Here is a 22,603-nt window from a genome sequence, read left to right on the forward strand (position 1 = left end):
GAAATTCCTCGTCGCCCCTGCCGACCAATCTTCAAAGGAACCATCACCATGGACCGCAACTTCGCGCGGGCGCTTGCGCTTGTTCTCAAATCGGAAGGCGGCTGGTCGGACAATCCGGCCGATCCCGGCGGCGCCACCATGAAGGGGGTGACGCTCGCCAATTTCCGTCGCTACGTGAAGGCCGACGCGACAAAGGCGGACCTGCGCGGGATCAGCGACGCACAGGTCGCCGCGATCTACCGCCGTTTCTACTGGGACGCAGTGCTCGGCACCGAGCTACCCGATGGTGTCGACTATGCCATTTTCGATTTCGCGGTGAACAGCGGGCCTGGCCGGGCGGCGAAATATTTGCAGGCGGCCGTGGGCGTTGCCCAGGACGGCCGGATCGGACCGGCGACCCTCGCAGCAGCCAAGGCAAAGCCGGCCGGTGTCATCATCGATGCGCTTTGCGATGCGCGGCTGACGTTTCTCCAACGGCTGCCGACATGGAAAACCTTCGGCCGAGGTTGGTCCGATCGCGTCAGATCGGTGCGGGTTCAGGCCTTGCTGATGTCGGCGCAACGCCCGGCGGCACCGGGGGCCGCGCCGGCGCCGCAGCCGGCCAGGGTCGAAACATCAACTGGTGGGGCGCCGACGGTCCAGCCCATGCCGCCGGCACCGCCACCCGGCGGCAAGACGGCTGCCGTGGCCGGCATCCTCGTCCTCATCGCCGGAGCGCTCGTGGCCTTCTGCCATCACGTCACCGGGTTTTTCGGGAGCCTCTTTTGATGACATGGTTCAACACCAACGCGCTGCACAATCTTCTCAACACGCTGATCGCGATCATCTGCGGCGGCGCCCTGGCCGGCTTCGACTGGACGATGTTCGGGGTCAGCGACCGCACTGCGCTTCAGATCAGCGGCGCCATTGCGCTGGCCAAGATCATCATCAACGCCGTTCGCGACGGGCCGGCGGGCATGGTCGCGCCACCGCCACCGGCAGAGGAGCAGTAAGATGGAAGGTCTCCAACAACTCGTCATCGCTTGGCTTGAAGTGTTCAAGCCATATTGCATCGGCTTTTCGATTGGTGTGTCCGTTTGCATCATAGTGAGGCATCTATGACCGCGCTCATCGCCTTTCTGCTCGAGCATGCAGGGATAGCCATCGCGGCTCTTGGTGCCATCGCCACCGTTGTTGCGGCAGGGTGGGGCAATCTGCGAGGCGCGAAGCGAGAGCGGGACAAGCAGGCTCTGAAAGATGCTGCTGCTGCAACCGAAGCCCAGAAGATCGACGACGCCGTCGCCGGGCGGACGCCGGACGACAACCGGGGGAGGCTGGGCAGATGGTCAAGATCATAGTGCTCTCGCTCACGCTGGCCGGCTGCACAACATCAGGCGGGTCGTTCTGCGCGGCCGGGCATCCCATCCGGCCGACACGGGCAGAGGTGGCGACCCTTTCCGGGACGTCGGTGGCGGCGATCCTGGCTCACAACGAAAAGGGCCAGACGCTCTGTGGATGGAGGCCGTGATGCACGATCTTTTCGACCTGCTTGGCATCAAGGGGCCGGTCGTGGCGGCTGGCCTTGCCGGCGGTGTTCTGCGGGCGCTGTCGCGGCATCGCTATAAGCTGCGCGAAATGGTGGCCTCGCCGATCTGCGGCGCGCTGGCAGCGGCTTACCTGACGCTGCCGGTGGTGTCCTACGCCAGGATCACCGGCTTGCCGATGCCTGACCTGGCCGACGATACCACCACGCTGGCCGCCGCCTTCCTGATTGGCGTCTGCGCCATGTGGATTTCGGACGTCCTGTTCGAGTTTGTGGTGCGCAGGTTCAAGCCCGCGCCGGAGGAGTAGCTGCTGTCTCCGGTTGGCGACTGCTTGGTAGAACTACCGAGGCACGTTCTCGCGCGACACTCGAACCGTCGAAGATAACCCAAAATAGCCCGTTCCGGTTCGCCGGGCGGGCTATTTTCTGCGTTTTGGCCTGATCAAGCCAGGATATTGACGGCGCGCGCCGCGACTAGGGCGATGGTCAGCAGCGAGATCATGGCCTCGGCCATCATCAGCAGCTTGGCGCGTTGGGAGAGTGGCAAGGTATCGGTCGGCGAGAAGGCTGTCGCATTGGTGAAGGCGAGGAAGAAATAGTCGACGAAGCCGGGCAGCCAATCGCGAAGCTCACGGTCGTTCAGCGTCATCTGCGCAAACAGGAAATCGGCCTGCGCAAGCTTGACGAGGCCGCAGGTCGGCGGCCCGCCGCGGTCGGTGCTCCAGAACCACAAGGCAAAGACGATGACGTTTGTGACCCAGATGTTGAGGGCGTCGATCAGCAGCGTCGTGCCGCTGTTGCCGGCATGGCCCTCCAGCAAGGCACGCACCAGCAAGACCAACGAACCGCAATTCATGACGCTGATGATGGCGGTCATGGTTAGGGCGGTCCTGCGGATCATCACGCGAAACTGGCCGATCGCATGCCACTCGTGATCCTCGACCGCCTTTCGGGTGGCGGCCTGGGTCCAGGCCGTGGCCACCGACAAGGGCAGCAGCAGGGCGGCCTCCAGCGCCGGGGCCAGCCAGCGTGGCCCGAATGAGAGGTTGTTGATGACCAGAAGCTGCAGGCAGATGATGACCAGAACGGCCGCGCGCGCCATCCAGAAGTCGAGCGCACGGTAGTGGATGACGGCATGGTGGTGGCGCATTTTGAATCCTGGATGCTTGTTGGTGGGGGACCGGGGGCCCGGTCAGGCGCAAACGACGCCTGCCGCGATCACGGCCAATGCGCCATGCTTGGCATGTTCGAGGTGCCGCAGGAGGGCGTTTTCCATTGTCGTCTTGCTTGCATGTGAGGGGAGAGGCAGCATCGTGAGGCGAAACTCTGCCTCAATCTTGGTTTTGCAATGGTCGTTTAGGTATACATTTTCGTAAGCTTTGAGTTCTGGGCTGTTCGAAAAACCGTCCGATGTGATTTACCCACCGCATGACGCGAATCGATGAACCCATGAACGGCTGGCTGCCGGTCGGCAGTTCTGTTCCAGGCGACTGGCGCCAGTCGTCGATCTGGTCGGATCTGCCCCGTTATCCGGAAGCTGTTCTGGCAATTTTATGCCTGACGCAGATCCTGTGTTGGACCGTGATGCCGGCACTTGTCGACGCCGCCCCGCCCGGCGATGTCGTCGAGGGCTTCATGTGGGGTCGCGAATGGGTGCTGTTGACCTACAAGCATCCGCAGCTTCCCGGCTGGCTGCTCGAGACCAGCCATCTTCTGACCGGATCGTTCCGCTGGCCGCAATATCTGCTTGCCCAGTTCGTCGTCTCGGCGACCTTTATCTTCGTCTACCTGCTGGCCCGCGACATGCTCGGGAGAACGCGCGCGCTGGCCGCCGTGCTTTTGATGCCGTCGTTGTATTTCTTCGGCTGGCCCACTCCGCAGTTCAATCATGACTACGCGCAGATGCCCTTCTGGGCCGCCATCTGCTGGCTGCTGTGGCGTGCAAGCCGTGGCGGCGGGCCGGGCTGGTGGCTGGCGCTCGGCTTGGTGTCCGGCGTCGGCCTCTATGCCAAATTTTCCACCGGGCTGCTGTTGCTCTTCGGCGCGATTTGGCTGTTGTCGGACACACGGGCACGCAGTCGGCTGGCCACGCCCTGGCCATGGCTTGGGCTGGCGGGTTTCATCGCTGTCGCAGCGCCGCTGGCCGTCGAGCTCTACCGCATGGATTTCCTGCCGCTGACCTATGCCGCTTGGCGCGATCAGTGGGTGCTAGCCCATCGCTCCCGCTTTTATTATATCAGCGTCCAGATAGCCGGGCTCTGCGGCTTCGTTCTGGTGCTGGCGATATCGGGGCTGTTGCGGCGCTCGCCCGCGCCGGAAGAGCCCGTCGGGCGCGGCACGCTGGTCTATGTCGTGTGGATGGGGCTTGGCCCGGCGGTCCTCGTCATGGTGGCTTCGCTGTTCACCGGCGCCGGCGAGGCCTGGGGCGCGCCGATGTACAATCTTGTCGGCGTTGTGGCGATTGCCTTGCTGGGTCATCGGCTCGGCGCCGTCGAGATGCGACGGCTGGCGATCTGCGCGTTTGTCTGCATTATCGGCATGTCTGGTGCATATGCGGGTATCCGCTGGACGAGCTGCAATTTGCGCGGCCGGATGGATGCCGTGTGCTGGCCGGCCCAGCAGATCTCGGATGAGGCCGAGGCCGTCTGGCACACGGCGGTGCCCGGTCGGCTCGACATCGTCGGCGGCGATACCCGTATCGCGTTGCTGGCGGGCCTGAATGCCTATGACAAGCCGTCGATCTTCACCGAGCTCGATATGCGGCTCGCCCCCTGGATCACCAGCCAGCGGCTGCGCGACCACGGCATACTCCTGGTCTGGCCTGGGCGCGGCGTGCCACCTCGGCTGCAGCCGTGGCTGGACAACATCCCGGTCAAGACCGTTCTTTTCAGCTGGTCGCTCAAGGCGCCGCCGGTGGCGATCAGTTTTGCCGCCGTTCCGCCCGGCGTGAGGCAGTTGCCGGGTGTGATCGACAGCCTCGCCCGGCCGAGCAACTGAAGCAGATCAGCCGGTCCGCTGGACGAAGCAGGTGAGAATACCCATTTATGGGGAGATCAACTTGCTTTTGAGGAGACGTGATATGGCGACTTCGACCGAACGCGCAGTCCTTGCGGGCGGCTGCTTCTGGGGTATGCAAGATTTGATACGGCGCTATCCCGGCGTCATCTCCACCCGTGTCGGCTACAGCGGCGGCGACGTGGCCAACGCCACCTATCGCAACCATGGCAGCCATGCCGAAGCCATCGAGATCAATTTCGATCCGGCCATCATAAGCTATCGCACGCTGCTGGAGCGCTTTTTCCAGATCCACGATCCGACGACCCGCAACCGGCAGGGCAACGACGTCGGGATGAGCTATCGCTCCGCGATCTACTACACCAGCGATCAACAGAAGCGCGTCGCCGAGGACACCATCGCCGACGTCGATGCCTCGGGTCTGTGGCCGGGCAAGGTCGTCACCGAAGTCGCGCCGGCCGGTCCCTTCTGGGAAGCCGAGCCTGAGCATCAGGACTATCTGGAGAAATACCCCAACGGCTACACCTGCCACTTCGTCAGGCCAGGCTGGAAGCTGCCGGTTCGTGAGAAGGCTGTTTCGTAGGGTTCGGAGCCGCCATGCATTGCCGCTCGACGAGGTCGTCGAGCGGCGCATCGTACATCCCAAACACCTTCAGTCAGCGCGCCTTGTCGCGTCCCCCAAGTTCAAGCGTTATAAGAAAATTGCGAAACCTTATAACTGCCCAAACTGAACATTTCTACTAGCCGCCCTGTTAGGCTTCCCCCCATAAGGTCCACTGGCGCCACTTTCATACGCCACGGGCAATCGATCGCGACTGGGGACGGGCTGCGGGTTTTCATGCCTGCTGCGTCGGGTAGAGCGTCAGGATGTTGACGTTGACCCTTGGTGGCTGTGAAACCGCGTAGAGCATCGCAGCGGCGATATCCTCGCTCTCCAGCTGTTCCATGTCGCCCAGTCTTTGCTCTACCGCCAGGCGCACGTCATCGCGCATGTTGGCCGTGAACTCGGTTTTGACCGCGCCTGGCTCGATCACGGTGACGCGGATGCCGTTCTTGCCGATTTCGCGGCGCAGCGATTCCGCCATGGCGCTGGCCGCGTGCTTGGTGCCGGAAGAGACGACCGAAGGGTGGATGTAGCGGCCGGTGCCCGACGAGACGATGACGATATGGCCCGAACCCTGCCGTTTCATCGCCGGCAGCGCTGCGTTGATCGTATAGAGCAAACCCAGAATGTTGATGTCGACCATCGCCCGGTATTCGCTGGTGGTGGTGTTCTGGAAGGGGGCCGCGACGCCGACGCCGGCGACATTGAACAGCATGTCCAGTCGGCCATAGCTTTCCAGCACGCGACTGACCATCGCGGTTGCCTGCTCCTCGTCGGCGATGTCGGCCCCGATCGCGAGCGCCTCGCCGCCGACGTCGCGGATGCGCTTGGCCAGATCGTCAAGCCGCTGCCGGCGCCGCGCCGCAATGGCAACGACCGCGCCTTGCGCTGCAAGCGCAAGTGCTGTTGCCATCCCGATGCCGGAGGAGGCGCCGGTCACCAAGGCGATTTTTCCGTTGAGTTTCCACATGTTCGTCGCTCCTGCTCAGAGGGAGATTCAGATGAGCTCGATGCCGATGATCGGCGACGTTCGAGACATGTCCTCAAGCTAGGCAGCAGACCCCCTACGGAAAATGCGATAGAATTCCATCATACTCATTGGAGAATATGGCATAATGCGCGGAAGTGACTATGCGGAGCTGAAGGCCTTTGCCACTGTCGTCGCGCATGGCAATTTTGCTCGTGCCGCGGACGATCTCCGGATTTCGGCATCGACGCTCAGCCAGATGATCCGCCAGCTCGAAGCGCGGCTTGGCTTGCGCCTGCTCAACCGCACGACCCGCAGTCTCTCGCTGACCGAAGCCGGCGCGCGCCTGCACGCGCGCTTCGCGCCGGCCATGGCCGAGATGGAGGCGGCGCTCGGCGATGCCGCCGCCTTGCGTGACACGCCGGCCGGCATCTTGCGCGTCCATATGCCTAGCGTCGCTGCCGCCACCTATCTGGAGCCGGTGCTCGGTCGTTTTTATCAGACATGGCCGGACATCGTGCTCGATGTTACGATCGACGATGCCGCCATCGATAGTGTCGAGGCCGGCTATGATGTCAGCGCCAGGCTTGGCGAATTTCTCGAAGCCGATATGGTTGCGGTGCCGCTTGGCGGCGCGCAGCGCCAACTCGCCGTGGCCTCGCCGGACTACATCGCCCGTCACGGATCACCGTCAGCACCCGCGGATCTGCTCCAGCACCGCTGTATCAACTGGCGCCGGCCGGGCAGCGCCGGCCTTTACACATGGGAATTCGCCAGGGGTGGCCAATGGTTCTCGGTCGCGGTCGATGGTCCGCTGGTCGTCTCCAGCCGCGACATGGCCGTTGCCGCCGCGGTGCAGGGCGTCGGCATCGCCTTCTGGGCGGAAGAGCTGGTGCGTCCGCTGATCGACGCCGGCAAACTGGTCTCGCTGCTGGATGAGTGGTGCGCGACTTTTCCGGGCTGGTTCCTCAGCTACCAGAAGCAGCGCCATACGCCGCCGACCGTGCGCGCCTTCGTCGATTTCCTGCGGCATGCGCATGCCGGCCAAACACGGTCAGGTGGTTGACGGCGTGCACGAAGGTGATTGCATCGCGACTGTGGAGAACCGCTCGCGGCAGCGAGGGTGCCCGATAATCCCGCTCAGGCAGCACCATGTCTGGCGCAATGCTTTTGGCGCAGTGCGCTGAAAAAACGGCTTTCACTTCAGCTCGAATGGTGCTTTAACCCGCGCATCCACAGGGGTGCTCCGTACGGTCGGGGCTGAGACGGGGGCGGCAAGCCCACAGACCCTAGAAGCTGATCTGGGTAATACCAGCGGAGCGAGGCGGGCGATGTTTTCAGGCGCACAGATTTCCCTATATCCCATGGCCGACGATTTCGTCGGCGTCATCCTTGGCGCGCTTGGCGCGCTCGATCCCTGGCGTGACAAGCTCAGGATCGAGACCGACGACATCTCGACCTTGCTGGTCGGGCCGCCCGAAGTGCTGTTTCCAGCCATGCGCGACCTCTTCGTGGCGGCGGCGCGCAGCGGCAAACATTGTGTGTTGTCGGCCACCATCTCGCGCGGCTGCCCTGGCGAGCCGGATGATCCGATCTGCCGCTCCGATGCACTTGGCGGGCCTGTCGGGCCACTCGGTCCGCGCAAGGATGCGGCCATCGCGGCGGTGCACAATGCAGCTGCCACCGGCCAGCCGGCGGCAGCGCAGTTCTCGCTCTATGTGATGGGCACCGACGACCACATGGACGAGATCTACGGCTGCATCGACTTTCTCAAGCAGTCCGGCGTCTATGAACGTTCCAAGCATTTCTGCACGAAATTGCGCGGTGATGCCGGCGCGATCTTTTCGGCGCTGGACGAGGCTTTCTGCCGCTTCGGACCAGGCGCCGGCCACGTAACCCTCGACGTCACGGTCTCGGCCAACAGCCCGTCGGCTGTCTGAAGCTGCCGCCGCCTCCGCGCGGCCGTCAAAGGTTATCTCCAGTGGCCTCATCATCCGTCGCTTCGCGCCCGATCGCGAGCCTTCTTGTCAAGGCGGGACCGGCCATTATCTCGGTCGGGCTGCTCCTGCTGGCATGGGAGCTTTATGCCAGCTATTCCGGCATCAAGCCGACGATACTACCGGCGCCGTCGCGTGTCTTCGAGCAAGCGATGCTCAATCGCGAGGCGCTGGTCGACAACGCCATTCCGACCATCCGCGCCACGCTGCTTGGCTTTGCCTGCTCGCTCAGCGCCGCCTTTGCGCTGTCGATGCTGGTCGACTTCTTCCAGCCGCTGCGGCGTGCGCTGTTTCCCGTCTTCATTGTCAGCCAGACCTTGCCGCTGGTGGCGATTGCGCCGCTGGTGGTGCTGTGGTTCGGCTTCGGACTGGCGCCCAAGATCATGCTGGTGGCGCTGGTCACCTTCTTTCCGATGCTGGTGGCATTGGTCGAGGGCTATGAGGCGACCGAGGCCGAGGTCGGGCAAATGCTGCGCGCGATGGGGGCAGGGCGCTGGCGCATCTTCGTGCTGGCGCGGCTGCCTTCGGCGCTGCCCTATTTCTTCGCTGGCCTGAGAATCTCCATCACCTATGCGGTGGTCGGCGCCATCTTCGCCGAATATGCCGGCGCCGCGAAGGGGTTGGGCATCTACATGCTCAACGCCAAGAACAATTTTCGCCCCGACCTGGTGCTGGCCGCCGTCGGTGTCAGCGCCGCGCTGACACTTGTCCTGTTCGGGTTGACTGTGCTGCTGCAGCGCCTGGCCATGCCCTGGGAGCGCGCCGGCAAGGAAACCGCAGGGAAGAGGCCGTGGCGATGAGCCGGCTCGAGCTGCGGCATGTGCGCAAAGCGTTCGGCGGGCTCGACGTGCTGGCCGATATCTCGCTGAGTGTCGGCGCTGGTGAATTCGTCTCGATCCTTGGGCCCTCGGGCGCCGGCAAGTCGACGCTGTTCCAGCTTCTGACCGGCGCCGAGCATGGCGAGGGCGAGATGTTGTTCGACGGCGCGCGCCTCGACGATCACGGCAGGCACTTCGCCTTCATGCCGCAACGCGACGCGCTGATGCCTTGGCGACGCATCCTCGACAACGCGACGCTCGGGCTCGAAGTGCAAGGCATCAGGCGCAAGGCGGCGCGGGCGCGCGTCGCGCCGCTGTTTGCCGAGTTCGGGCTTGCCGGCTTCGAGCGGCATTTTCCCGCGCAGCTCTCGGGCGGCATGCGCCAGCGCGCGGCGCTTTTGCGCACCGTGGTGCAGGAGCGTGACATGCTGCTGCTCGACGAGCCGTTCGGTGCGCTTGATGCACTGACCCGCACCGCCATGCAGCGCTGGCTCGAACAGATGTGGCGGCACCACCGCTGGACGGCGCTGCTGATCACTCACGACGTACGCGAAGCCGTGTTCCTCTCCGACCGGATCTATGTACTGTCGGCGCGCCCGGCCCGCATCGTGCGTGAAATCGAGGTGCCGCTGCCGCGCCCGCGCAGCCTTGGCGGCGATGCCGCGCGCCAGGCAAGTGCGCTCGAGGCCGAGATCCTCGACATCATCCTCAACCCCAACCCATCCAAAGGACACGACCATGACTGACTTGACGCGCCGGCAGGCCTTGTTGCTGACCCTTGCCACCGGCCTTCCGCTCGTTACCGGATCGGGGCGAGCCCAAGCACAATCGGCTGCACAAAAGGTCACCGTCGCCCTCGACTGGACGGTCAACACCAACCACATCGGACTGTTCGTCGCCCGCGACAAGGGCTTTTATCGCGAGGCCGGACTCGAGGTCGAGATCCTGCCCTACAGCGATACCGGTGCGGGCACGCTGGTCGCAAACCGCGTCGCCGATTTCGGTATCAACGGCACCATCAGCCTGTTCACCCAGAAGACCGCCGGGGCGGACCTGAAGGGCGTCTATGCGGTGGTGCAATCCGAAACCGGTCGCGTGGTGTTCAATGAGGCACGCAGCGAAATCAAAAGCCCGAGGAACCTCGACGGCTTGACCTATGGCGGCTTCGGCAGTGCCTGGGAAAACGCATTGATATCGACCATCATCCGCCATGATGGCGGCAAGGGCAATTTCGAGACGGTGACGCTCGGCACCTCGGCCTATGAGGCGCTGGCCAATGGTTCGGTCGATTTCACGCTTGAAGTTTCGACCTGGGAGGGTGTCGAAGCCGAACTCAAGGGCGTCAAGCAGCGCAGCTTCGTCTATGCCGATTACGGCGTGCCTGATGAGCACACGACGCTGATCTCTTCGAGCGAAGCCTACATCCAGGCAAACCCCAAGCCTGCGTCCGCTTTCGTCCAGGCGACGCGGCGCGGCTACCAGTTCGCTGTCGACCACCCCGAAGATGCGGCAGCCCTGCTGATCGCTGCCAACAAGGATGCATTGACCAATCCCGCGCTGATCGAGGCTTCGCTGAAGGCGCTGATCGACGGTCATTATCTACGCAGCCAAAGCGGCGCCATCGGGACGATGGATCCGGCCAAGATGGAAGCGATCGGCGACTATCTCTTCGCCTCCGGCATATTGCGTGATGCCGACGGCAAAGTTCTGGCGCAACGCCCTGATTTTGCAAAGTATTTCAGCAATTCAGCTCTGGGGTAAGGCGCCAATCGGATTCTCGAGCTTCGAGGAGATGGCTAGCCAGTCAAAGAGGTTTACGGGGCGCGACAGATCCATGTCAGACGCACGGATCAGCAGATCCCGGCTAATTCCGGGCGATCTCATAGAGCAGAGTGGTTTTGATGTGTCGCCCGGGTTCACCCTGCAGCGACAGGGCGGCTGCGTAGAGTTTTGCTACGGCTGGACAGAGACCTTCGAATTCCCGGCTGACATTGGCAATGGCAGTTATCTCGGCGGGAGTGCCGCCAGCATTGGTGAAAGCGTCGGCCAGCAGCGACCAGTCTCCGTCGCTGGCAACAGCGGCAGGCAGACTGCCATTCTTCGCTGCGCCGAAGGCGCGGAACAGGGTGGCGCCGACCTTGTCCATGTCGATCAGGAAATCCTGGTCCTGCGTGCTGAGCGCGCCCGGCCCTTCACGGAGGTAGTTGTTGCAGATGGTAGCGGTTTCCCGCGCCATGACATGGTTGAGCATATCCAATTGTGCACGTAGCGCCTCGGCGGCTTTGCTGTCCGGAGCCGAGGACAGCAGGGATGCGTATCGTTGCCTGAGATCGGCGACCGCCATCCTGCTCGTGTTTCGCACCTGATCGACATTTCCAAGCCTGGCCACGGCCGTGATCTTTTCCACGACGACGTCGTAGTCTTCTGGGAACTCCTGCTTGATTGCCTTGAAGATCTGGCTTCCCTGGCTCTCAATCTGTTCGCTCACCTGAGCCGCGGTCAGCGTCTGCGGATCGGGGGAACCCGCCACTGTCTGGTAGAGATATTTACCGCCGGCAAAGCCGAACGCCCAGGGCAACACCTTTACCGCAACAAAGGACAAAGCGGCGACCGCCGCCACGCCCAGGCCTTTCCAACGCGACATCTGGCAGTCTCCCAAACCTTGTCTCTATTTCGCCCCGAGGCTCAGCGCTTTCTTGCGGTCGGCCTCGGCGCGCTTGTGGTTGCCCTTGGCGTCCCACGCCCTGCTCCGCACTTTGTAGGCGACGGCGAAATCCGGTTTGAGCTTTATCGTCTGGCTCAAATCGGCGATGGCCCCGTCATAATCCGCCTTGCTGATCCGAATCACGCCCCGGCCCAAATAGGCAAAAAGGTTCTTGCGATCGAGGCTGAGCGCCCTTTCGAAATCACGCAACGCTGCGGCGTCCTCATGCCTGCCCATCAAGATGAGGCCCCGATCGGCATAGACCCTTGCGTCCTTGGTATTGAGACTGATGGCCTTTCCGTAGTCAGCAAGCGCCCCATCGTAATCTCTTTGGAAACCGCGGTTCTGGCCACGGTCGTAGTAGGTATCGGCAAAATTCGGATTGAGCGTGATTGCCTGACTGTAATCTGCGACGGCATGAGCGTAATCGCTCTTTGCCTCCCGGGCCATTGCTCGGGCCAGATAGGCGTCGTGGAATGCCGGGAAGAGCGCAATCGCCTTGTCATAAAGCGCTATGGCGCCGTCATAGTCGTCCCTCTCATGCAGCGTCCAGCCCTTGCTGAACGTCTGCGCGGCTGGCGAAGCGCTACTTGGCTTGATTGCCTCCTCGCCGGCCTGACCTGCGGCTTCGTCTGACGTCTTGGAGGCGTTCGCTTTCGCCGCCACCGCCACCTTGCGACCTTTGCGGGCGATGGCCAGCTTTGGATCAAGCTCGAGCGCCTGGTCGTAGTCGGCAATGGCTCGATCGTAGTTGCCCTTGGCGAACCAGGTGCTGCCACGCCCGAAATAAACGGGCACATAGCTGCCATCAAGTTCGATCGCGCGATTGTAATCGGCGATGGCGCGATCGAATTGATCCTTCTTGCCCCAGGCAACGGCGCGGCCGAAATAGGCGTCGAAATAGGTCGGATAGAGCTCGATCACCTTGCCGTAGTCGTCGATGGCACCATCATAATCGCCCTTCTCGACGCGTGACAGTCCTCGCCCGACATAGGCGGCGGCCTTCCTTGGATCGAGCGTGATCGAGCGGCTGTACTCGGCGATCGCGCGATCGTATTTGCGCTTCCTGTAGAACGCATCGCCACGATCCATGAAGGCCTTGAGGTTCTTCGGGTCCGAGCCGACGGCGTCCTGCGTGGCACCACCTTTCTTCAAGGCGGCCACGGCCGCCTTGCGGGCGACCGCGTAGTCCGGATTGCCCGGATAGAGCCTTATCGCCTGGTCGAAGTCGGCAATGGCGCCGCTATAATCCTTGCTGTCGGCCCGTTCTATGCCGCGCCCGTAATAGCTGGGGGCATCTTTGGCATCGATCTCGATCGCCGCCGAATAGGCTGTGATCGCGCGCTGGGCGTTGCCCTTCACATGCCAGGCCATGCCTATGCAGAAATAGGCATCCAGCACCTTCGGATCGAGTTCGGCGGCCCGGCCGCAATCGGCGAGAGCACCTTCGGCATCCTCGGTCGTGGCCTTGGCCATGCCCCGGCGAACATAGGCAGAGACCATATTCGGGAGGAGCTTGATCACCCGGTCATAGTCGCCAATCGCCCGGTCATAGGCGCGCTTGGCGTCCCAGGCTTTGCCGCGGCCGAAATAGGCGAGGGGACTGTCAGGATCGAGCGCGATCGCCTTGCCATACGCGCCGATTGCCTGGTCATACTTGCCGGCATCCGACAAGCTGTCGCCGTTCTGCACCGCGACGAGAACGCGCGGGTCGGTCGCCTGAATGAGCTCCGCCATCTTGGCGGTCGAAAGCTTGGCATCGGGCTGGGTATCATTGTCGGCGCCCTGCGGGACCGCAGGTTCGGCGCCGGGTTGCAGCTCGGCTTTCGCCGCCGCAGCCGCTTTGCGGCTGACGAGATAGTCCGTATTGCCCGGATCGAGCTTGATCGCCTCGTCGAAATCGGCAATAGCGCCGTCATAGTCTTTCCTGCCGGCCCGCGCTATGCCGCGCCCGTAATAGCTGGCATCGTCCTTCGGATCGATGCGGATCGCCTCGTCATGTTCGGCGACGGCGCGCACTAGGTCGTCCTTCCTGTCCCAGGCGGCGCCGAGGCCGGCATGTGCGTTGCCGTTCTGTGGATCGGCCTCGATCGCTTGTTGAAAATCGAGAATAGCTGCATCGGTACGGCCTTTGCGCAGGAATGCGGCGCCGCGGCTGGAATAAGCATCGCTGGACCATGGCTCCAGGCTGATGGCGAGGTTGAAGTCCGCGATAGCGCGGTCGTTGTCTCCCTTGTCGTACCAATCGGCTCCGCGGTTGAAGTATGCCGATGCCTGCTTGGGATCGAGCGCAATCGCCTCACTGTAGTCCGCGATCGACCGATCGTAGTCCTGCTTGTCGTCCCGGGCGACGCCCCGATGGAAGTAGGCCATGACGCGGATGCGCGGCGGCTGCGTGATGTCCTCAGCGATCGGCGTGCAGGCGGCGATGCGCTTGTCCGGCTCGACGTCCTTGCCTATGCAGGTTGCGTAGTCCCTCTCTGTGGCGAGCGCCGGTGCGTTCAGGGCAAGAATGACAGCAAGCCCAGCCAACAGCCGGCCGGGCGAAACCTTCATCGGCACACGCAATCCAATCACGGCGACGGGCAACCCCGCACCTTTCCAGCTCGCCATATCGCTGGTCCTCCCCCCGAAAAACCTTGGTCCGCCTCAGCGGTAATTGATTTATTGTTCTTTATTTGTTCCAAAATGCAAGCATAAATTGCAATGATGCCGAAACAATCTGTCGCGCGATGCGGTGGCGGCTCGGATGCCTTCGGTAGCATTGATCCCGTTTTAATGCCGATCTGAGGTTGTTGATTAACTGCCCGGCAATGGTTGCATGCAAAGGTCGCCCTGAGGGATCATTGGGGTGCCTGCCTTGCTCATATCAAAAAGCGAAACCCTTTCGCGTATCAAAGACGACGGGATTTTGTCCGCAGTCCGAAAGCGCGAAATCCTGGTTGATTTGCGGGAAGGCTTCTTTCGGATCTGCGCGCTAGCCTTTGCGGGACTGTTCGTCTACCGCGGCGTGTACCACCTTATGCTCGACCCGACGCGTATCAATGTGGCGCTGTTGGCGATTTCCGAGATCCTGACCTTTACCTGGCTGCTTCTGTCGCGGCGGCCGCAGGTTCGCGACTGGAATCCGCTCACGGTGGTGGTCTCGGTGATCGCCAGTTTCGGTGTCGGCTTCATCGATCTGGAGCCGGGCGTGGCTATCGTTCCGGTCTATTTCGCGGCGCCTCTGCAGGCCCTGGCGTTGGGGTTTGTGATCTGGGGAAAGATATCGCTGGGCCGTTCGTTCGCCATTCTGCCGGGCAATCGCGGCGTGATGACCGGCGGCGCCTACCGCCTTGTGCGGCATCCGATCTATGCCGGCTACCTTGCCGGCCATATCCTGTTCCTGCTGTCGGCCTTTTCCTTCTACAATCTTGCCGTCTACGCCGTGATCACCTTCTTCCAGGTGCATCGCATCCTGCGCGAAGAGGCGCTGCTGGCCGCCACGCCGGAGTACCGGGACTATATAAAACGCGTCCACTACAGGCTGTTCTACGGGATCGTCTGACAACAGGGCGCCCACCCGCAATACCGGGCTGGGCCGCCGGCCGCATTTGCGAGCGGATGGCAAGCTTTCCGCGCGATGCAGGTTTCCGGATTTCCTGCGGAATGGCCAGGCGGCCAGCTCTGCCTGCTCATCGCACGCCGCTGACATCAAGACTGCCGGATCGGAAGTGCCGAGCCGTGAGGCTTGACCGCACTCTCCTGGCCTCCGGCCGATCGGAAAGCCCGCCATCCTTGGCGGGCTTTCTGCGTGTTACCTCGGTTGGGCATCGCTCGCCGGGCGGAACGCTAATGCTCTGAAAGCGTTCACATCCCCAGCAACATCCGAATAACGCGATGTTCAAACCGGCGCATCAGCGCTTACAGGAGCGGGAAAGCCATGAGCCTAGGAACCATTCTCATCATTATCCTCATCATTGCGCTGCTTGGCGGCTTCAGCGGTCTTGGCGGCGGTCCGTTCTACGGAACCGGTTATTATGGCGGCGGTGGCCTCGGGCTCGTTCTGCTCATCCTCATCGTGCTGGTTGTGCTTGGGCGGATCTAGCCGCGCTGCTCGCTCGATTGACTCCGGGGCGATCGCAATCTCGTGACCGCCTCGGTGCCTGTCGCGCACCGGATTGTGATGTGTGCGGGGCTGCTTGTGATCCAGCTCGTTTCGAAATTTTTGTAAGGTGATTGCGGTCCACACCCCCCGTGGAAACAAGAGGAGGGGTCCCACCCCTTGTCCTCCTCCAAGGCCCGCTCCGGTTCACCGTGGCGGGCTTTTGCTTGATGGTGCGAGGGAACCGGCTTGCGTCGATGCCGTTGAGTTACGGAAGGCTGCCAATGCCCATGACGCTGCGGACAACACTCTGCGAAATTCACGATGATCTTCACGTCCCGCGGCGGATGGTGGCGGCTCGCGGTCCATCCAGGGAATCGATGCATTGATTGGCGCGGCGGGAGCAGAGGCCATCAAGGTCATCCGCCGCATCGACCGTCATGCCTGAACAGAAAAAGGATCGCGATGAAGGTCGAGGCATCGTGGTAGCGGCTTTACGCCGCTCGCGGCACCCGTGAGGTGAACGTCGCCCGGGTGACCGACACGCTGGTGCCGTTAGTGTCGCTGACAATTTCCACCTTGGCTTCCAGCTGTTTGACCAGCGCCTCCACGATGGCTGTACCAAGCCCGACGGTCGGTAGGTCGTTGGCGATCTTGCCAACGCCATTGTCCGAAACCGTTAGTTTCCAGTCGCTGCCCGCGGTCTCGTAGCTCACCTGGATGTGAGCGCCGGCCTTCTCCTTGGGAAAGGCATATTTGATGGCGTTCAGCACGAGTTCGGTGACGATCAGGCCGAGGCTGACGGCCCTTTGCGAATCCATCCTGCCGCCTTCGGCCGTCACGGTAACCGTGATCGGCTGGGTTTCGCCGACCATCGACGAGGCGAGGCTGCTACACAGTTTCGGAAGGTAAGAGCCGACATCGATCTCGTCGATGCCGGCCGAGGTGTGGAGATGGCGTTGCACCTCGGCCACGGACAGAACGCGCTGATGGGCATCCTTGAGATGCTGGCGTGTCTCTTCCGACGTGACCGAGCGTGCCTTCAGCAACAGGATCGAGGCAATGATCTGCAGGCTGTTGGCGACCCGGTGCTCCATCTCGCGCAGCAGGACGTCTTTCTGCCGAAGCAGATCTTCGGTGCGGCTGAGCAGCTCTTCCTTCTCCCGCTCGATGATACGACGGGCCGTTATATCATTGAAGGCGAGAAGGATGGTGATGGCCGGACTGTGGTCGTAAAGCACCTTGCGGGCATTGAGCAGCATAGTGCGGCGGCCAATCTGCGGGAAATCATGCTCGACCTCGAAATCGTCCATGGCGGTCTTCTCAGGAATGATCGTCTCCAGCAGCAGGCGAAGTGCCGGAATATCCCACTGACCGTCGCCGAGCGCGTAAAGCAGCGAGCCTTGGGTCTGCTGCGGGTCGACTTCAAATGTGTTGTAGAAGGAGCGGCTGGCCGCCAGCACGCGAAACTGCTCGTCGAGGACGAGAAACGGCTCGGTGATCGTATTGACGATCGCTTGCGCCAGCGTCTGCGCGTCTTCGATATTCACGATGGGTTGAAACATGGGCACAAGCCAGACGAGCGGCGTTTTGCCCCTCCAACCATCAGCACTATACCTTTGCCCAGGTGTTGTCGCGAATTGAATCCGCCGGCACGATGATGTGATGTCGTACATCGTCCCTAAAAAAGGCGGGCACTTGGCCCGCCTCCGGCCGTTCTGTTCGGGCATTCGCCCAAATCCTGCTGCGTCAGTTCGCGCCGCCGAGCTGCTTGGTCATCTTGCAGAAATTGTCATGCGACTTGGCAATGGCCTTGTCGCCACATTCCTTCATCATGCCTGCGCGGTCTTCTTCCTTCATGGCCATCCAGGCGGCCTTGAATTCCGCCTCGGATTTCATGGTCTTCATGCCGGCATCGGTGAAGAAGGGCGACATCTTCGCCGGATCATCGAGTGCCGACGTGTTGCTAGCGGCCAGCGCCGAGCCAGTCATCATCGCAAGCGCCATTGCGCCCATCGTGAGCATCTTGAGGTTCATTTGGGAATTCCTCTCTGTCGAGGTCATTGGAATAAACGACCTGCAGACAAACGGGATCGAGAGAAAACGGTTCCTTCAGAGGAATATATATTAAAACGATGTTCTATTTCACCGGCTTTGCCGCCAATCGATCATTCCATATCAGGTACGTCGCCGCTGACGAAGAGCGTGTTCGGCGGGCCGTATTCGCCCAGCGTCGGATCGGCCTCGCGGCTCCAGGCGATAACGCCGGCATGCTTTGCCGCCAGAGCCCTGGCGGTGCGTATGGCGCGGTCCTCGCTCTGCTGGTCGGCGGGTCCAAAGGCTGGGAACAATTCGCCATCCTCGCCGCGATCGAACGCGACCACGACGATCAGCCTTGGATTTTTCTGGCCACTGGAATCGGACATCTTGCACCTTTGGCGCGGAACCTATCACAATACAGGGAATTGGGTCGGCACGTTCGATTTCGGAGGTGGGGTGGTGCAAGACCAGCGTTTCGATGAGCCGGTCAGGATTGCGCTCGGCCGATCGCGAAACTCGATCTTCAATGTGGAGAGGGTGGCTCAGGCTGCCGACATCCTGATGAACCGCTGGCCGGTTGTGACGGGGCAAAGGCATATGGTTGCCCGCAAGGTCTGCCTGGCCGTGCTTGAGGGCAAGAAAGAAGCCTCGGCGGCACGGGCGGCATTCATCAACGCCGCGATCGAGGCGGACATCCTCGTCGAGCCCCGTGAGGTGTCGATACCGTAGCGTGCCCGGTCAAGCTTGAATCAAGAACTGGCGCTATCCTCCTGATTGATTGCGGCCTTTTCGGTTGATCGGTGGTCGGTTTCTCGGAATCCGTATGCCGGCCTGTCGTCAGCGGTTTTGCAGGCATTCCGCAACGTTCGCGCCCGTTGGCCTGCTTTTGGATCCCGTTGACACGGCGTCCGTGTCTATATATTGAACAGGATTATACAGGTTCACTGAACAGGTACCCATATGAAGCGGCGCGCGGTTCAACTGTCTCCCGGCACGGGCAAGCCCGAGCAGATCGCCACCGTCCTCGAACATGAGATCCGCTCCGGCGTTCTCGGCTTCGGCGACCGCCTTCAAAGCGAAAACGAACTCGTCCAGCGCTTCTCCGTCAGCCGCAACACGGTCCGCAAGGGTCTCGAGGAACTGTCCAGCCGCGGGCTGATCACCACCAAGGTCGGCATCGGTTCGTTCGTCACCTTCGACGGTAAGCCGGTCGATGACGCCATCGGCTGGTCGCGGGCGTTGGCCGATGCTGGCGCCAATGCCGAGACGCGGACGCTGCGGCTGGAGGTCATCGAGGACACCGATCTGGCTGCGCTGCTTGGTATCGAAAGCCCGTTCTTCATTGCCGTTGACCGGGTGCGCACCAACGCCAGCGACGGCCATGCGATCTCTATCGAGCGCAGCCGGCTGCCATTGTCACCCGAGCTTGAGGACGTACCGTTGCGTGGATTGCGCGAGGGCTCGCTGCACCAGACGCTGCGCGCCGCCGGCCTCATTCCCGACCATGGCGAGGAATGGGTCGAGATCGAGATGCTCAATGCCGAGGATGCGGCCATCCTCGGCTGCCCGCAAGGCACGCCGTTCCTGCGCGGCCGTCGGCTGACGCGTGCGGCCGATGACCGGCCGATCGAGTATGTCACCAGCCTGCTCAACCCGGCGCATTTCGCGCTGCATATGAGGTTCTGAGCGATGTCGGATGCAACCAGCAAGGCCATTGATCGCGCCATGGGCGCACTTGTCGGCGGGGCGCTGGGAGACGCGCTCGGCATGCCGACGCAGCTTCTGTCACCGGCCTGCATTGCCGAACTCTACGGCCATGTCGAGGATTTCATCGCGCCTTTCGCCGATCATCCGGTGTCGAAGGGACTGGCTGCCGGCACCATCACCGACGACACCGAGCAGGCGCTGCTGCTCGGCCGCATTCTGGTCGAATCCGGCGACCGCTTCGACCACGCGCGCTGGGTCAATGCACTGCTCGACTGGGAGCGCGAGGTGAAGGCGCGCGGCAGCTATGATCTGCTGGGGCCGTCGACCAAACGAGCCATCGACGCCATCAACAATGGTGTGCCGGCCGAGGAAGCAGGACGCAGCGGCGACACAAATGGTGCGGCCATGCGCATCGCACCTGTCGGCATCATGATGCCGCTCGAACCCTTGGAGGCGTTCGTCGCCAAGGTGGCGGAGACCTGCCGGGCCACGCACAACACCTCGATCGCCATCGCTTCGGCTGCAGCCGTCGCTGCCGCGGTCAGCCGCGGCGTCGCCGGTGGCGGTTGGCGCGATGCTTCCGCGAGCGCCGTCGCGGCGGCGAGGCGAGGGGCGACGCTCGGCCATTGGGTCACCGGCGGCGACATAGCCGCGCGTATCGTCTGGGCACAGGACATCGTGCGCGGCAAGGCGATCAGGGATGCCATCCGGCTGATCACCGATCTGGTCGGCACGGGCGTCGCCAGCCAGGAATCCGTTCCGGCGGCCTTCGCCGTGCTGGAAGTCGCTCGTGGCGACCCTTGGCAAGCAGCCATCATCAGCGCCAACCTCGGCGGCGACACCGATACGATCGGTGCCATCGCCGCCGGCATGGCCGGCGCCTGCAGCGGTTTTTCCCGATTGCCGCAACAGCATATCGCGCGGCTTGTCGGTATCGACATGTCAAAGGTTCGCGCGCTCGCCGCGGACCTCGTCGCGGCAAGGGTGGCGAAAACCGGTTCCGGCAAGGATGCGGCGGCATGAGCGGCCGCCTCGTCCATATCGGTAGTGCTGTGGTCGACTATGTCTACCGCATCGACGCCTTGCCGGCGCCCGGCATGGAAAAGACGGCGTCGAGCTTCGCCCAGGTCGCCGGCGGCGGCTTCAACATGATGGTCGCGGCCAGCCGAACGGGCATGCAAGTGGTGTTCGGCGGCCAGCTCGGCAGCGGGCCGAACGGCGACTTCCTGCGTGCTGCTTTCATGGCCGAGGGCATCGCGACGCTGACGCCGCCATCGCCCTTGATGGACAGCGGCAATTGTATCGCCATGATCTCGAGCGACGCTGAACGCACCTTCGTGTCGTGGCCGGGTGCGGAAAGCATACTCAGCCCCGACATGATGAAGCCTATTGCGGTTGCGCCGGGCGACTGGGTGTTCACCTCCGGCTATACGCTGAGCTATCCTAAGAGCCGCGATGCGCTCACCGACTGGATCGAGGCATTGCCTGACGAAACACCTTTCGTCTTCGACCCGACGCCGGTCATCACGGACATTCCACGCCCCATCCTGTCGCGCGTGCTCGCGCGAACCACATGGCTGAGCTGCAACACGACGGAGGCGGCCGAAATTGCCGGTCCTGGCGATGTCGAGGGCCTCGCGGCAAGGCTGCTGGGCGATCACTGCCCGAAAGCAGCGGGCGTGGTCATCCGCGCTGGCGCGAAGGGTTGCCATGTCCGGTTGGCCGACGGGTCAGCACAGACCATTGCCGGCTTCAAGGTCAGCGCCATCGACACCAATGGCGCCGGCGACTCCCATATCGGCGCTTTCGTCAGCGCGCTGGCGCGGGGCCTCCCGCCCTTCGAGGCAGCGCGCTATGCCAATGCGGCGGCGGCCATATCGGTCACCCGCCACGGTGGCTCGTCGGCGCCGACGAACCGCGAAATCCAGACATTCCTGAGCCATGCCGCCGACCCGTCGGATGCAGGCCGGACACAGAAGGCCAATGCATAACAGCTGGAAAGCCTGACAAGTCCGGGAACCGGGCAAACCCACAGAGAGGAACCAACCATGCGCATGCCTGACTTGACTGCTCTGCTGACGGCGACCGCCGTCTTTACCTCCGCACTCGCGTTCGCCGCCAAGGCCGACGAAGTGCATGTGCTCAACTGGAAGGGCTACGGCGCCGACGAGCCGTGGGCCGTCGAGGCGTTCGAAAAGGCAACCGGCAACAAGGTCGTCAACGATTTCTTCAATTCCGAACAGGAAATGCTGACCAAGATCCGGACCAATCCCGGCCTCTACGACGTGGTCATGATCAATGCCGCCTTCAACGACCAGGCGATGGACGGCAAGCTGATCCAGCCGATCGACGTCTCCAAATTGCCGAACTACGCCGACATCAGCAAGGACAAGGCGGGATCGCCGATGCTCGTCCATGATGGTAAGGTCTATGGCGTGCCGTGGGTGTGGGGCCTGACGGCACTCGCCATCAACGACAAATCCTTCGACAAGCCGCCGACGAGCATCGCCGAGATGTGGGATGCCGCCCACAAGGGCCGTGTCGTCATTCGCGACGACGCCGTCGAGGCGGTGCAGTTCGGCGCCATCGCCACCGGCCAGAACATCAACGACATCAAGGATATGGATGCGGTCAAGGCGAAGCTCACCTCGCTGATGCCGCAGATCAAGACCTTCTGGAGCTCGGAGAACGACTGGAACCAGATGGTCGCCTCCAACCAGATCGACATCGGCACCTATTGGAGCGGCTCGGCCGATCGCGCCAAGACGCATTTCAAGCTGCCGGTCTCGCTGGTCGTGCCGCAGGAGGGCGCCGTCGCCTGGCTCGACGCGTTTTCCATTCCGGTCGGCGCCAAGAACGTCGCCGGTGCCGAGGCCTTCATCAACTACATGATCGACCCGAAATTCTACGTCGAATGGGTCACCAAGGTCGGCGCTCCAGTGTCGGCCAACACCAAGGCGGTGGAAGCGCTGCCCGAGGATGCGTTCAACCGCAAGGTCATGGGTGACCCCGAAGTGGCCAAGCGCATCCAGTTCCAGGCGCCGATCACCGACGCGCAGCGCGAAGCCTATCTGGCGCTGTGGCAGCAGCTGAAGGTCGACGTGAAATAAAGCCGACATCCGGATCAGCCGGCGGTTCGCGCCGG

26 protein-coding genes and 1 riboswitch are annotated in these 22,603 nt (G+C 62.6%); of the genes, 19 read left to right on the top strand and 7 right to left on the bottom strand.

Annotated elements, in window-relative coordinates:
* The first annotated feature begins 48 nt into the window (after positions 1-48).
* From C8D77_RS08200 to C8D77_RS08220, 5 genes are all read left to right on the top strand, one after another.
* Positions 49-768, top strand: a complete 720-nt coding sequence (locus tag C8D77_RS08200) for a glycoside hydrolase family 108 protein (RefSeq protein ID WP_109660923.1) — start codon at positions 49-51, stop codon at positions 766-768.
* A complete protein-coding gene (locus C8D77_RS08205) occupies positions 768-992 on the top strand; it encodes a hypothetical protein (protein ID WP_109660925.1) in 225 nt (74 codons plus the stop codon). Before C8D77_RS08200 ends, C8D77_RS08205 begins: the two co-directional genes overlap by 1 nt.
* A 105-nt stretch (positions 993-1,097) precedes the next feature.
* On the top strand, positions 1,098-1,337 hold the full coding sequence (locus tag C8D77_RS08210; protein ID WP_109660926.1) for a hypothetical protein: 240 nt from the start codon (positions 1,098-1,100) through the stop codon (positions 1,335-1,337).
* Positions 1,322-1,507 (top strand): hypothetical protein, encoded by a 186-nt coding sequence (locus tag C8D77_RS08215; RefSeq protein ID WP_109660929.1) that lies wholly within the window; start codon positions 1,322-1,324, stop codon positions 1,505-1,507. Before C8D77_RS08210 ends, C8D77_RS08215 begins: the two co-directional genes overlap by 16 nt.
* Complete coding sequence (locus C8D77_RS08220) at positions 1,507-1,830, top strand: hypothetical protein (RefSeq protein ID WP_109661445.1); 324 nt, start codon at positions 1,507-1,509, stop codon at positions 1,828-1,830. The genes C8D77_RS08215 and C8D77_RS08220 overlap by 1 nt, the downstream gene beginning before the upstream one ends.
* A gap of 134 nt (positions 1,831-1,964) precedes the next feature.
* On the opposite strand, the gene C8D77_RS08225 is transcribed toward C8D77_RS08220, so the two are convergent.
* On the bottom strand, positions 1,965-2,672 hold the full coding sequence (locus C8D77_RS08225; protein WP_109660931.1) for a hypothetical protein: 708 nt from the start codon (positions 2,670-2,672) through the stop codon (positions 1,965-1,967).
* A gap of 299 nt (positions 2,673-2,971) precedes the next feature.
* On the opposite strand from C8D77_RS08225, the gene C8D77_RS08230 reads away from it, so the two are divergent.
* Positions 2,972-4,519, top strand: coding sequence for a glycosyltransferase family 39 protein (locus C8D77_RS08230; protein ID WP_109661447.1), 1,548 nt, complete (start codon positions 2,972-2,974; stop codon positions 4,517-4,519).
* Between the two features lie 82 nt (positions 4,520-4,601).
* Positions 4,602-5,120 carry a peptide-methionine (S)-S-oxide reductase MsrA gene (gene msrA, locus C8D77_RS08235; RefSeq protein ID WP_109660934.1) on the top strand — a complete coding sequence of 173 codons (519 nt, stop codon included), beginning with the start codon at positions 4,602-4,604 and terminating at the stop codon, positions 5,118-5,120.
* Between the two features lie 253 nt (positions 5,121-5,373).
* On the opposite strand, the gene C8D77_RS08240 is transcribed toward msrA, so the two are convergent.
* Entirely contained in the window at positions 5,374-6,111 is a 738-nt protein-coding gene (locus C8D77_RS08240; protein ID WP_109660936.1) for an SDR family oxidoreductase, read from the bottom strand.
* Positions 6,112-6,256: 145 nt separating this feature from the next.
* Here C8D77_RS08240 and C8D77_RS08245 point away from each other — a divergent pair, with 145 nt between their 5' ends.
* From C8D77_RS08245 to C8D77_RS08265, 5 genes are all read left to right on the top strand, one after another.
* On the top strand, positions 6,257-7,174 hold the full coding sequence (locus C8D77_RS08245) for a LysR family transcriptional regulator (RefSeq protein WP_109660938.1): 918 nt from the start codon (positions 6,257-6,259) through the stop codon (positions 7,172-7,174).
* A gap of 161 nt (positions 7,175-7,335) precedes the next feature.
* Positions 7,336-7,449: riboswitch (TPP riboswitch) on the top strand.
* Positions 7,440-8,048, top strand: a complete 609-nt coding sequence (locus tag C8D77_RS08250) for a YkoF family thiamine/hydroxymethylpyrimidine-binding protein (RefSeq protein WP_109661449.1) — start codon at positions 7,440-7,442, stop codon at positions 8,046-8,048. Its footprint overlaps the riboswitch before it by 10 nt.
* Positions 8,049-8,119: 71 nt before the next feature.
* Positions 8,120-8,905 (top strand): ABC transporter permease, encoded by a 786-nt coding sequence (locus C8D77_RS08255; protein WP_170136705.1) that lies wholly within the window; start codon positions 8,120-8,122, stop codon positions 8,903-8,905.
* Positions 8,902-9,669 carry an ABC transporter ATP-binding protein gene (locus C8D77_RS08260; protein WP_109660940.1) on the top strand — a complete coding sequence of 256 codons (768 nt, stop codon included), beginning with the start codon at positions 8,902-8,904 and terminating at the stop codon, positions 9,667-9,669. Before C8D77_RS08255 ends, C8D77_RS08260 begins: the two co-directional genes overlap by 4 nt.
* Entirely contained in the window at positions 9,662-10,684 is a 1,023-nt protein-coding gene (locus C8D77_RS08265) for an ABC transporter substrate-binding protein (protein WP_109660942.1), read from the top strand. Before C8D77_RS08260 ends, C8D77_RS08265 begins: the two co-directional genes overlap by 8 nt.
* Positions 10,685-10,787: 103 nt before the next feature.
* Here the strand turns inward: C8D77_RS08265 and C8D77_RS08270 are convergent, their stop codons facing one another.
* The gene (locus C8D77_RS08270; RefSeq protein WP_245951674.1) at positions 10,788-11,543 is read right to left on the bottom strand and encodes a hypothetical protein; all 756 of its coding nucleotides are present in this window, start codon (positions 11,541-11,543) and stop codon (positions 10,788-10,790) included.
* A 48-nt stretch (positions 11,544-11,591) separates the two neighbouring features.
* Positions 11,592-14,240, bottom strand: coding sequence for a tetratricopeptide repeat protein (locus tag C8D77_RS08275; protein WP_245951676.1), 2,649 nt, complete (start codon positions 14,238-14,240; stop codon positions 11,592-11,594).
* A gap of 298 nt (positions 14,241-14,538) precedes the next feature.
* Here C8D77_RS08275 and C8D77_RS08280 point away from each other — a divergent pair, with 298 nt between their 5' ends.
* Together C8D77_RS08280 and C8D77_RS08285 are read left to right on the top strand one after the other, a co-directional pair.
* Positions 14,539-15,174, top strand: a complete 636-nt coding sequence (locus tag C8D77_RS08280; protein ID WP_245462875.1) for a methyltransferase family protein — start codon at positions 14,539-14,541, stop codon at positions 15,172-15,174.
* Between the two features lie 375 nt (positions 15,175-15,549).
* Positions 15,550-15,714, top strand: a complete 165-nt coding sequence (locus tag C8D77_RS08285; RefSeq protein WP_082525567.1) for a DUF3309 family protein — start codon at positions 15,550-15,552, stop codon at positions 15,712-15,714.
* A gap of 491 nt (positions 15,715-16,205) precedes the next feature.
* On the opposite strand, the gene C8D77_RS08290 is transcribed toward C8D77_RS08285, so the two are convergent.
* From C8D77_RS08290 to C8D77_RS08300, 3 genes are all read right to left on the bottom strand, one after another.
* Positions 16,206-17,276 carry a sensor histidine kinase gene (locus tag C8D77_RS08290; RefSeq protein WP_109660950.1) on the bottom strand — a complete coding sequence of 357 codons (1,071 nt, stop codon included), beginning with the start codon at positions 17,274-17,276 and terminating at the stop codon, positions 16,206-16,208.
* A 184-nt stretch (positions 17,277-17,460) separates the two neighbouring features.
* Entirely contained in the window at positions 17,461-17,748 is a 288-nt protein-coding gene (locus tag C8D77_RS08295) for a hypothetical protein (RefSeq protein ID WP_109660952.1), read from the bottom strand.
* Positions 17,749-17,879: 131 nt separating this feature from the next.
* Positions 17,880-18,137, bottom strand: a complete 258-nt coding sequence (locus C8D77_RS08300) for a hypothetical protein (protein WP_023814060.1) — start codon at positions 18,135-18,137, stop codon at positions 17,880-17,882.
* A 73-nt stretch (positions 18,138-18,210) separates the two neighbouring features.
* Between C8D77_RS08300 and C8D77_RS08305 the strand changes: the two genes are divergently transcribed.
* The 5 genes from C8D77_RS08305 to C8D77_RS08325 all read left to right on the top strand — a co-directional run bounded on the left by C8D77_RS08305 (position 18,211) and on the right by C8D77_RS08325 (position 22,568).
* Positions 18,211-18,480 carry a DUF982 domain-containing protein gene (locus tag C8D77_RS08305; protein ID WP_109661454.1) on the top strand — a complete coding sequence of 90 codons (270 nt, stop codon included), beginning with the start codon at positions 18,211-18,213 and terminating at the stop codon, positions 18,478-18,480.
* 231 nt (positions 18,481-18,711) lie between these two features.
* Positions 18,712-19,437 (top strand): GntR family transcriptional regulator, encoded by a 726-nt coding sequence (locus C8D77_RS08310; protein ID WP_109660954.1) that lies wholly within the window; start codon positions 18,712-18,714, stop codon positions 19,435-19,437.
* Between the two features lie 3 nt (positions 19,438-19,440).
* Entirely contained in the window at positions 19,441-20,481 is a 1,041-nt protein-coding gene (locus tag C8D77_RS08315; RefSeq protein ID WP_109660956.1) for an ADP-ribosylglycohydrolase family protein, read from the top strand.
* Positions 20,478-21,449: a PfkB family carbohydrate kinase gene (locus C8D77_RS08320; RefSeq protein WP_109660958.1), complete on the top strand. Its 972-nt coding sequence runs from the start codon at positions 20,478-20,480 to the stop codon at positions 21,447-21,449. The genes C8D77_RS08315 and C8D77_RS08320 overlap by 4 nt, the downstream gene beginning before the upstream one ends.
* Before the next feature lie 57 nt (positions 21,450-21,506).
* On the top strand, positions 21,507-22,568 hold the full coding sequence (locus C8D77_RS08325; protein ID WP_013530805.1) for an ABC transporter substrate-binding protein: 1,062 nt from the start codon (positions 21,507-21,509) through the stop codon (positions 22,566-22,568).
* Positions 22,569-22,603: the final 35 nt, after the last annotated feature.

The organism is Mesorhizobium loti, assembly GCF_003148495.1.
GTDB classification, from domain to species: domain Bacteria; phylum Pseudomonadota; class Alphaproteobacteria; order Rhizobiales; family Rhizobiaceae; genus Mesorhizobium; species Mesorhizobium loti.

Excerpts from the sequence above, each read along its gene's own strand:
- C8D77_RS08200 (WP_109660923.1), top strand. The coding sequence starts at position 49 with ATGGACCGCAACTTCGCGCGGGCGCTTGCGCTTGTTCTCAAATCGGAA.
- C8D77_RS08205 (WP_109660925.1), top strand. The coding sequence starts at position 768 with ATGACATGGTTCAACACCAACGCGCTGCACAATCTTCTCAACACGCTG.
- C8D77_RS08210 (WP_109660926.1), top strand. The coding sequence starts at position 1,098 with ATGACCGCGCTCATCGCCTTTCTGCTCGAGCATGCAGGGATAGCCATC.
- C8D77_RS08215 (WP_109660929.1), top strand. The coding sequence starts at position 1,322 with ATGGTCAAGATCATAGTGCTCTCGCTCACGCTGGCCGGCTGCACAACA.
- C8D77_RS08220 (WP_109661445.1), top strand. The coding sequence starts at position 1,507 with ATGCACGATCTTTTCGACCTGCTTGGCATCAAGGGGCCGGTCGTGGCG.
- C8D77_RS08225 (WP_109660931.1), bottom strand. The coding sequence starts at position 2,672 with ATGCGCCACCACCATGCCGTCATCCACTACCGTGCGCTCGACTTCTGG.
- C8D77_RS08230 (WP_109661447.1), top strand. The coding sequence starts at position 2,972 with ATGAACGGCTGGCTGCCGGTCGGCAGTTCTGTTCCAGGCGACTGGCGC.
- msrA (WP_109660934.1), top strand. The coding sequence starts at position 4,602 with ATGGCGACTTCGACCGAACGCGCAGTCCTTGCGGGCGGCTGCTTCTGG.
- C8D77_RS08240 (WP_109660936.1), bottom strand. The coding sequence starts at position 6,111 with ATGTGGAAACTCAACGGAAAAATCGCCTTGGTGACCGGCGCCTCCTCC.
- C8D77_RS08245 (WP_109660938.1), top strand. The coding sequence starts at position 6,257 with ATGCGCGGAAGTGACTATGCGGAGCTGAAGGCCTTTGCCACTGTCGTC.
- C8D77_RS08250 (WP_109661449.1), top strand. The coding sequence starts at position 7,440 with ATGTTTTCAGGCGCACAGATTTCCCTATATCCCATGGCCGACGATTTC.
- C8D77_RS08260 (WP_109660940.1), top strand. The coding sequence starts at position 8,902 with ATGAGCCGGCTCGAGCTGCGGCATGTGCGCAAAGCGTTCGGCGGGCTC.
- C8D77_RS08265 (WP_109660942.1), top strand. The coding sequence starts at position 9,662 with ATGACTGACTTGACGCGCCGGCAGGCCTTGTTGCTGACCCTTGCCACC.
- C8D77_RS08275 (WP_245951676.1), bottom strand. The coding sequence starts at position 14,240 with ATGGCGAGCTGGAAAGGTGCGGGGTTGCCCGTCGCCGTGATTGGATTG.
- C8D77_RS08285 (WP_082525567.1), top strand. The coding sequence starts at position 15,550 with ATGAGCCTAGGAACCATTCTCATCATTATCCTCATCATTGCGCTGCTT.
- C8D77_RS08290 (WP_109660950.1), bottom strand. The coding sequence starts at position 17,276 with ATGTTTCAACCCATCGTGAATATCGAAGACGCGCAGACGCTGGCGCAA.
- C8D77_RS08295 (WP_109660952.1), bottom strand. The coding sequence starts at position 17,748 with ATGAACCTCAAGATGCTCACGATGGGCGCAATGGCGCTTGCGATGATG.
- C8D77_RS08300 (WP_023814060.1), bottom strand. The coding sequence starts at position 18,137 with ATGTCCGATTCCAGTGGCCAGAAAAATCCAAGGCTGATCGTCGTGGTC.
- C8D77_RS08310 (WP_109660954.1), top strand. The coding sequence starts at position 18,712 with ATGAAGCGGCGCGCGGTTCAACTGTCTCCCGGCACGGGCAAGCCCGAG.
- C8D77_RS08315 (WP_109660956.1), top strand. The coding sequence starts at position 19,441 with ATGTCGGATGCAACCAGCAAGGCCATTGATCGCGCCATGGGCGCACTT.
- C8D77_RS08320 (WP_109660958.1), top strand. The coding sequence starts at position 20,478 with ATGAGCGGCCGCCTCGTCCATATCGGTAGTGCTGTGGTCGACTATGTC.
- C8D77_RS08325 (WP_013530805.1), top strand. The coding sequence starts at position 21,507 with ATGCGCATGCCTGACTTGACTGCTCTGCTGACGGCGACCGCCGTCTTT.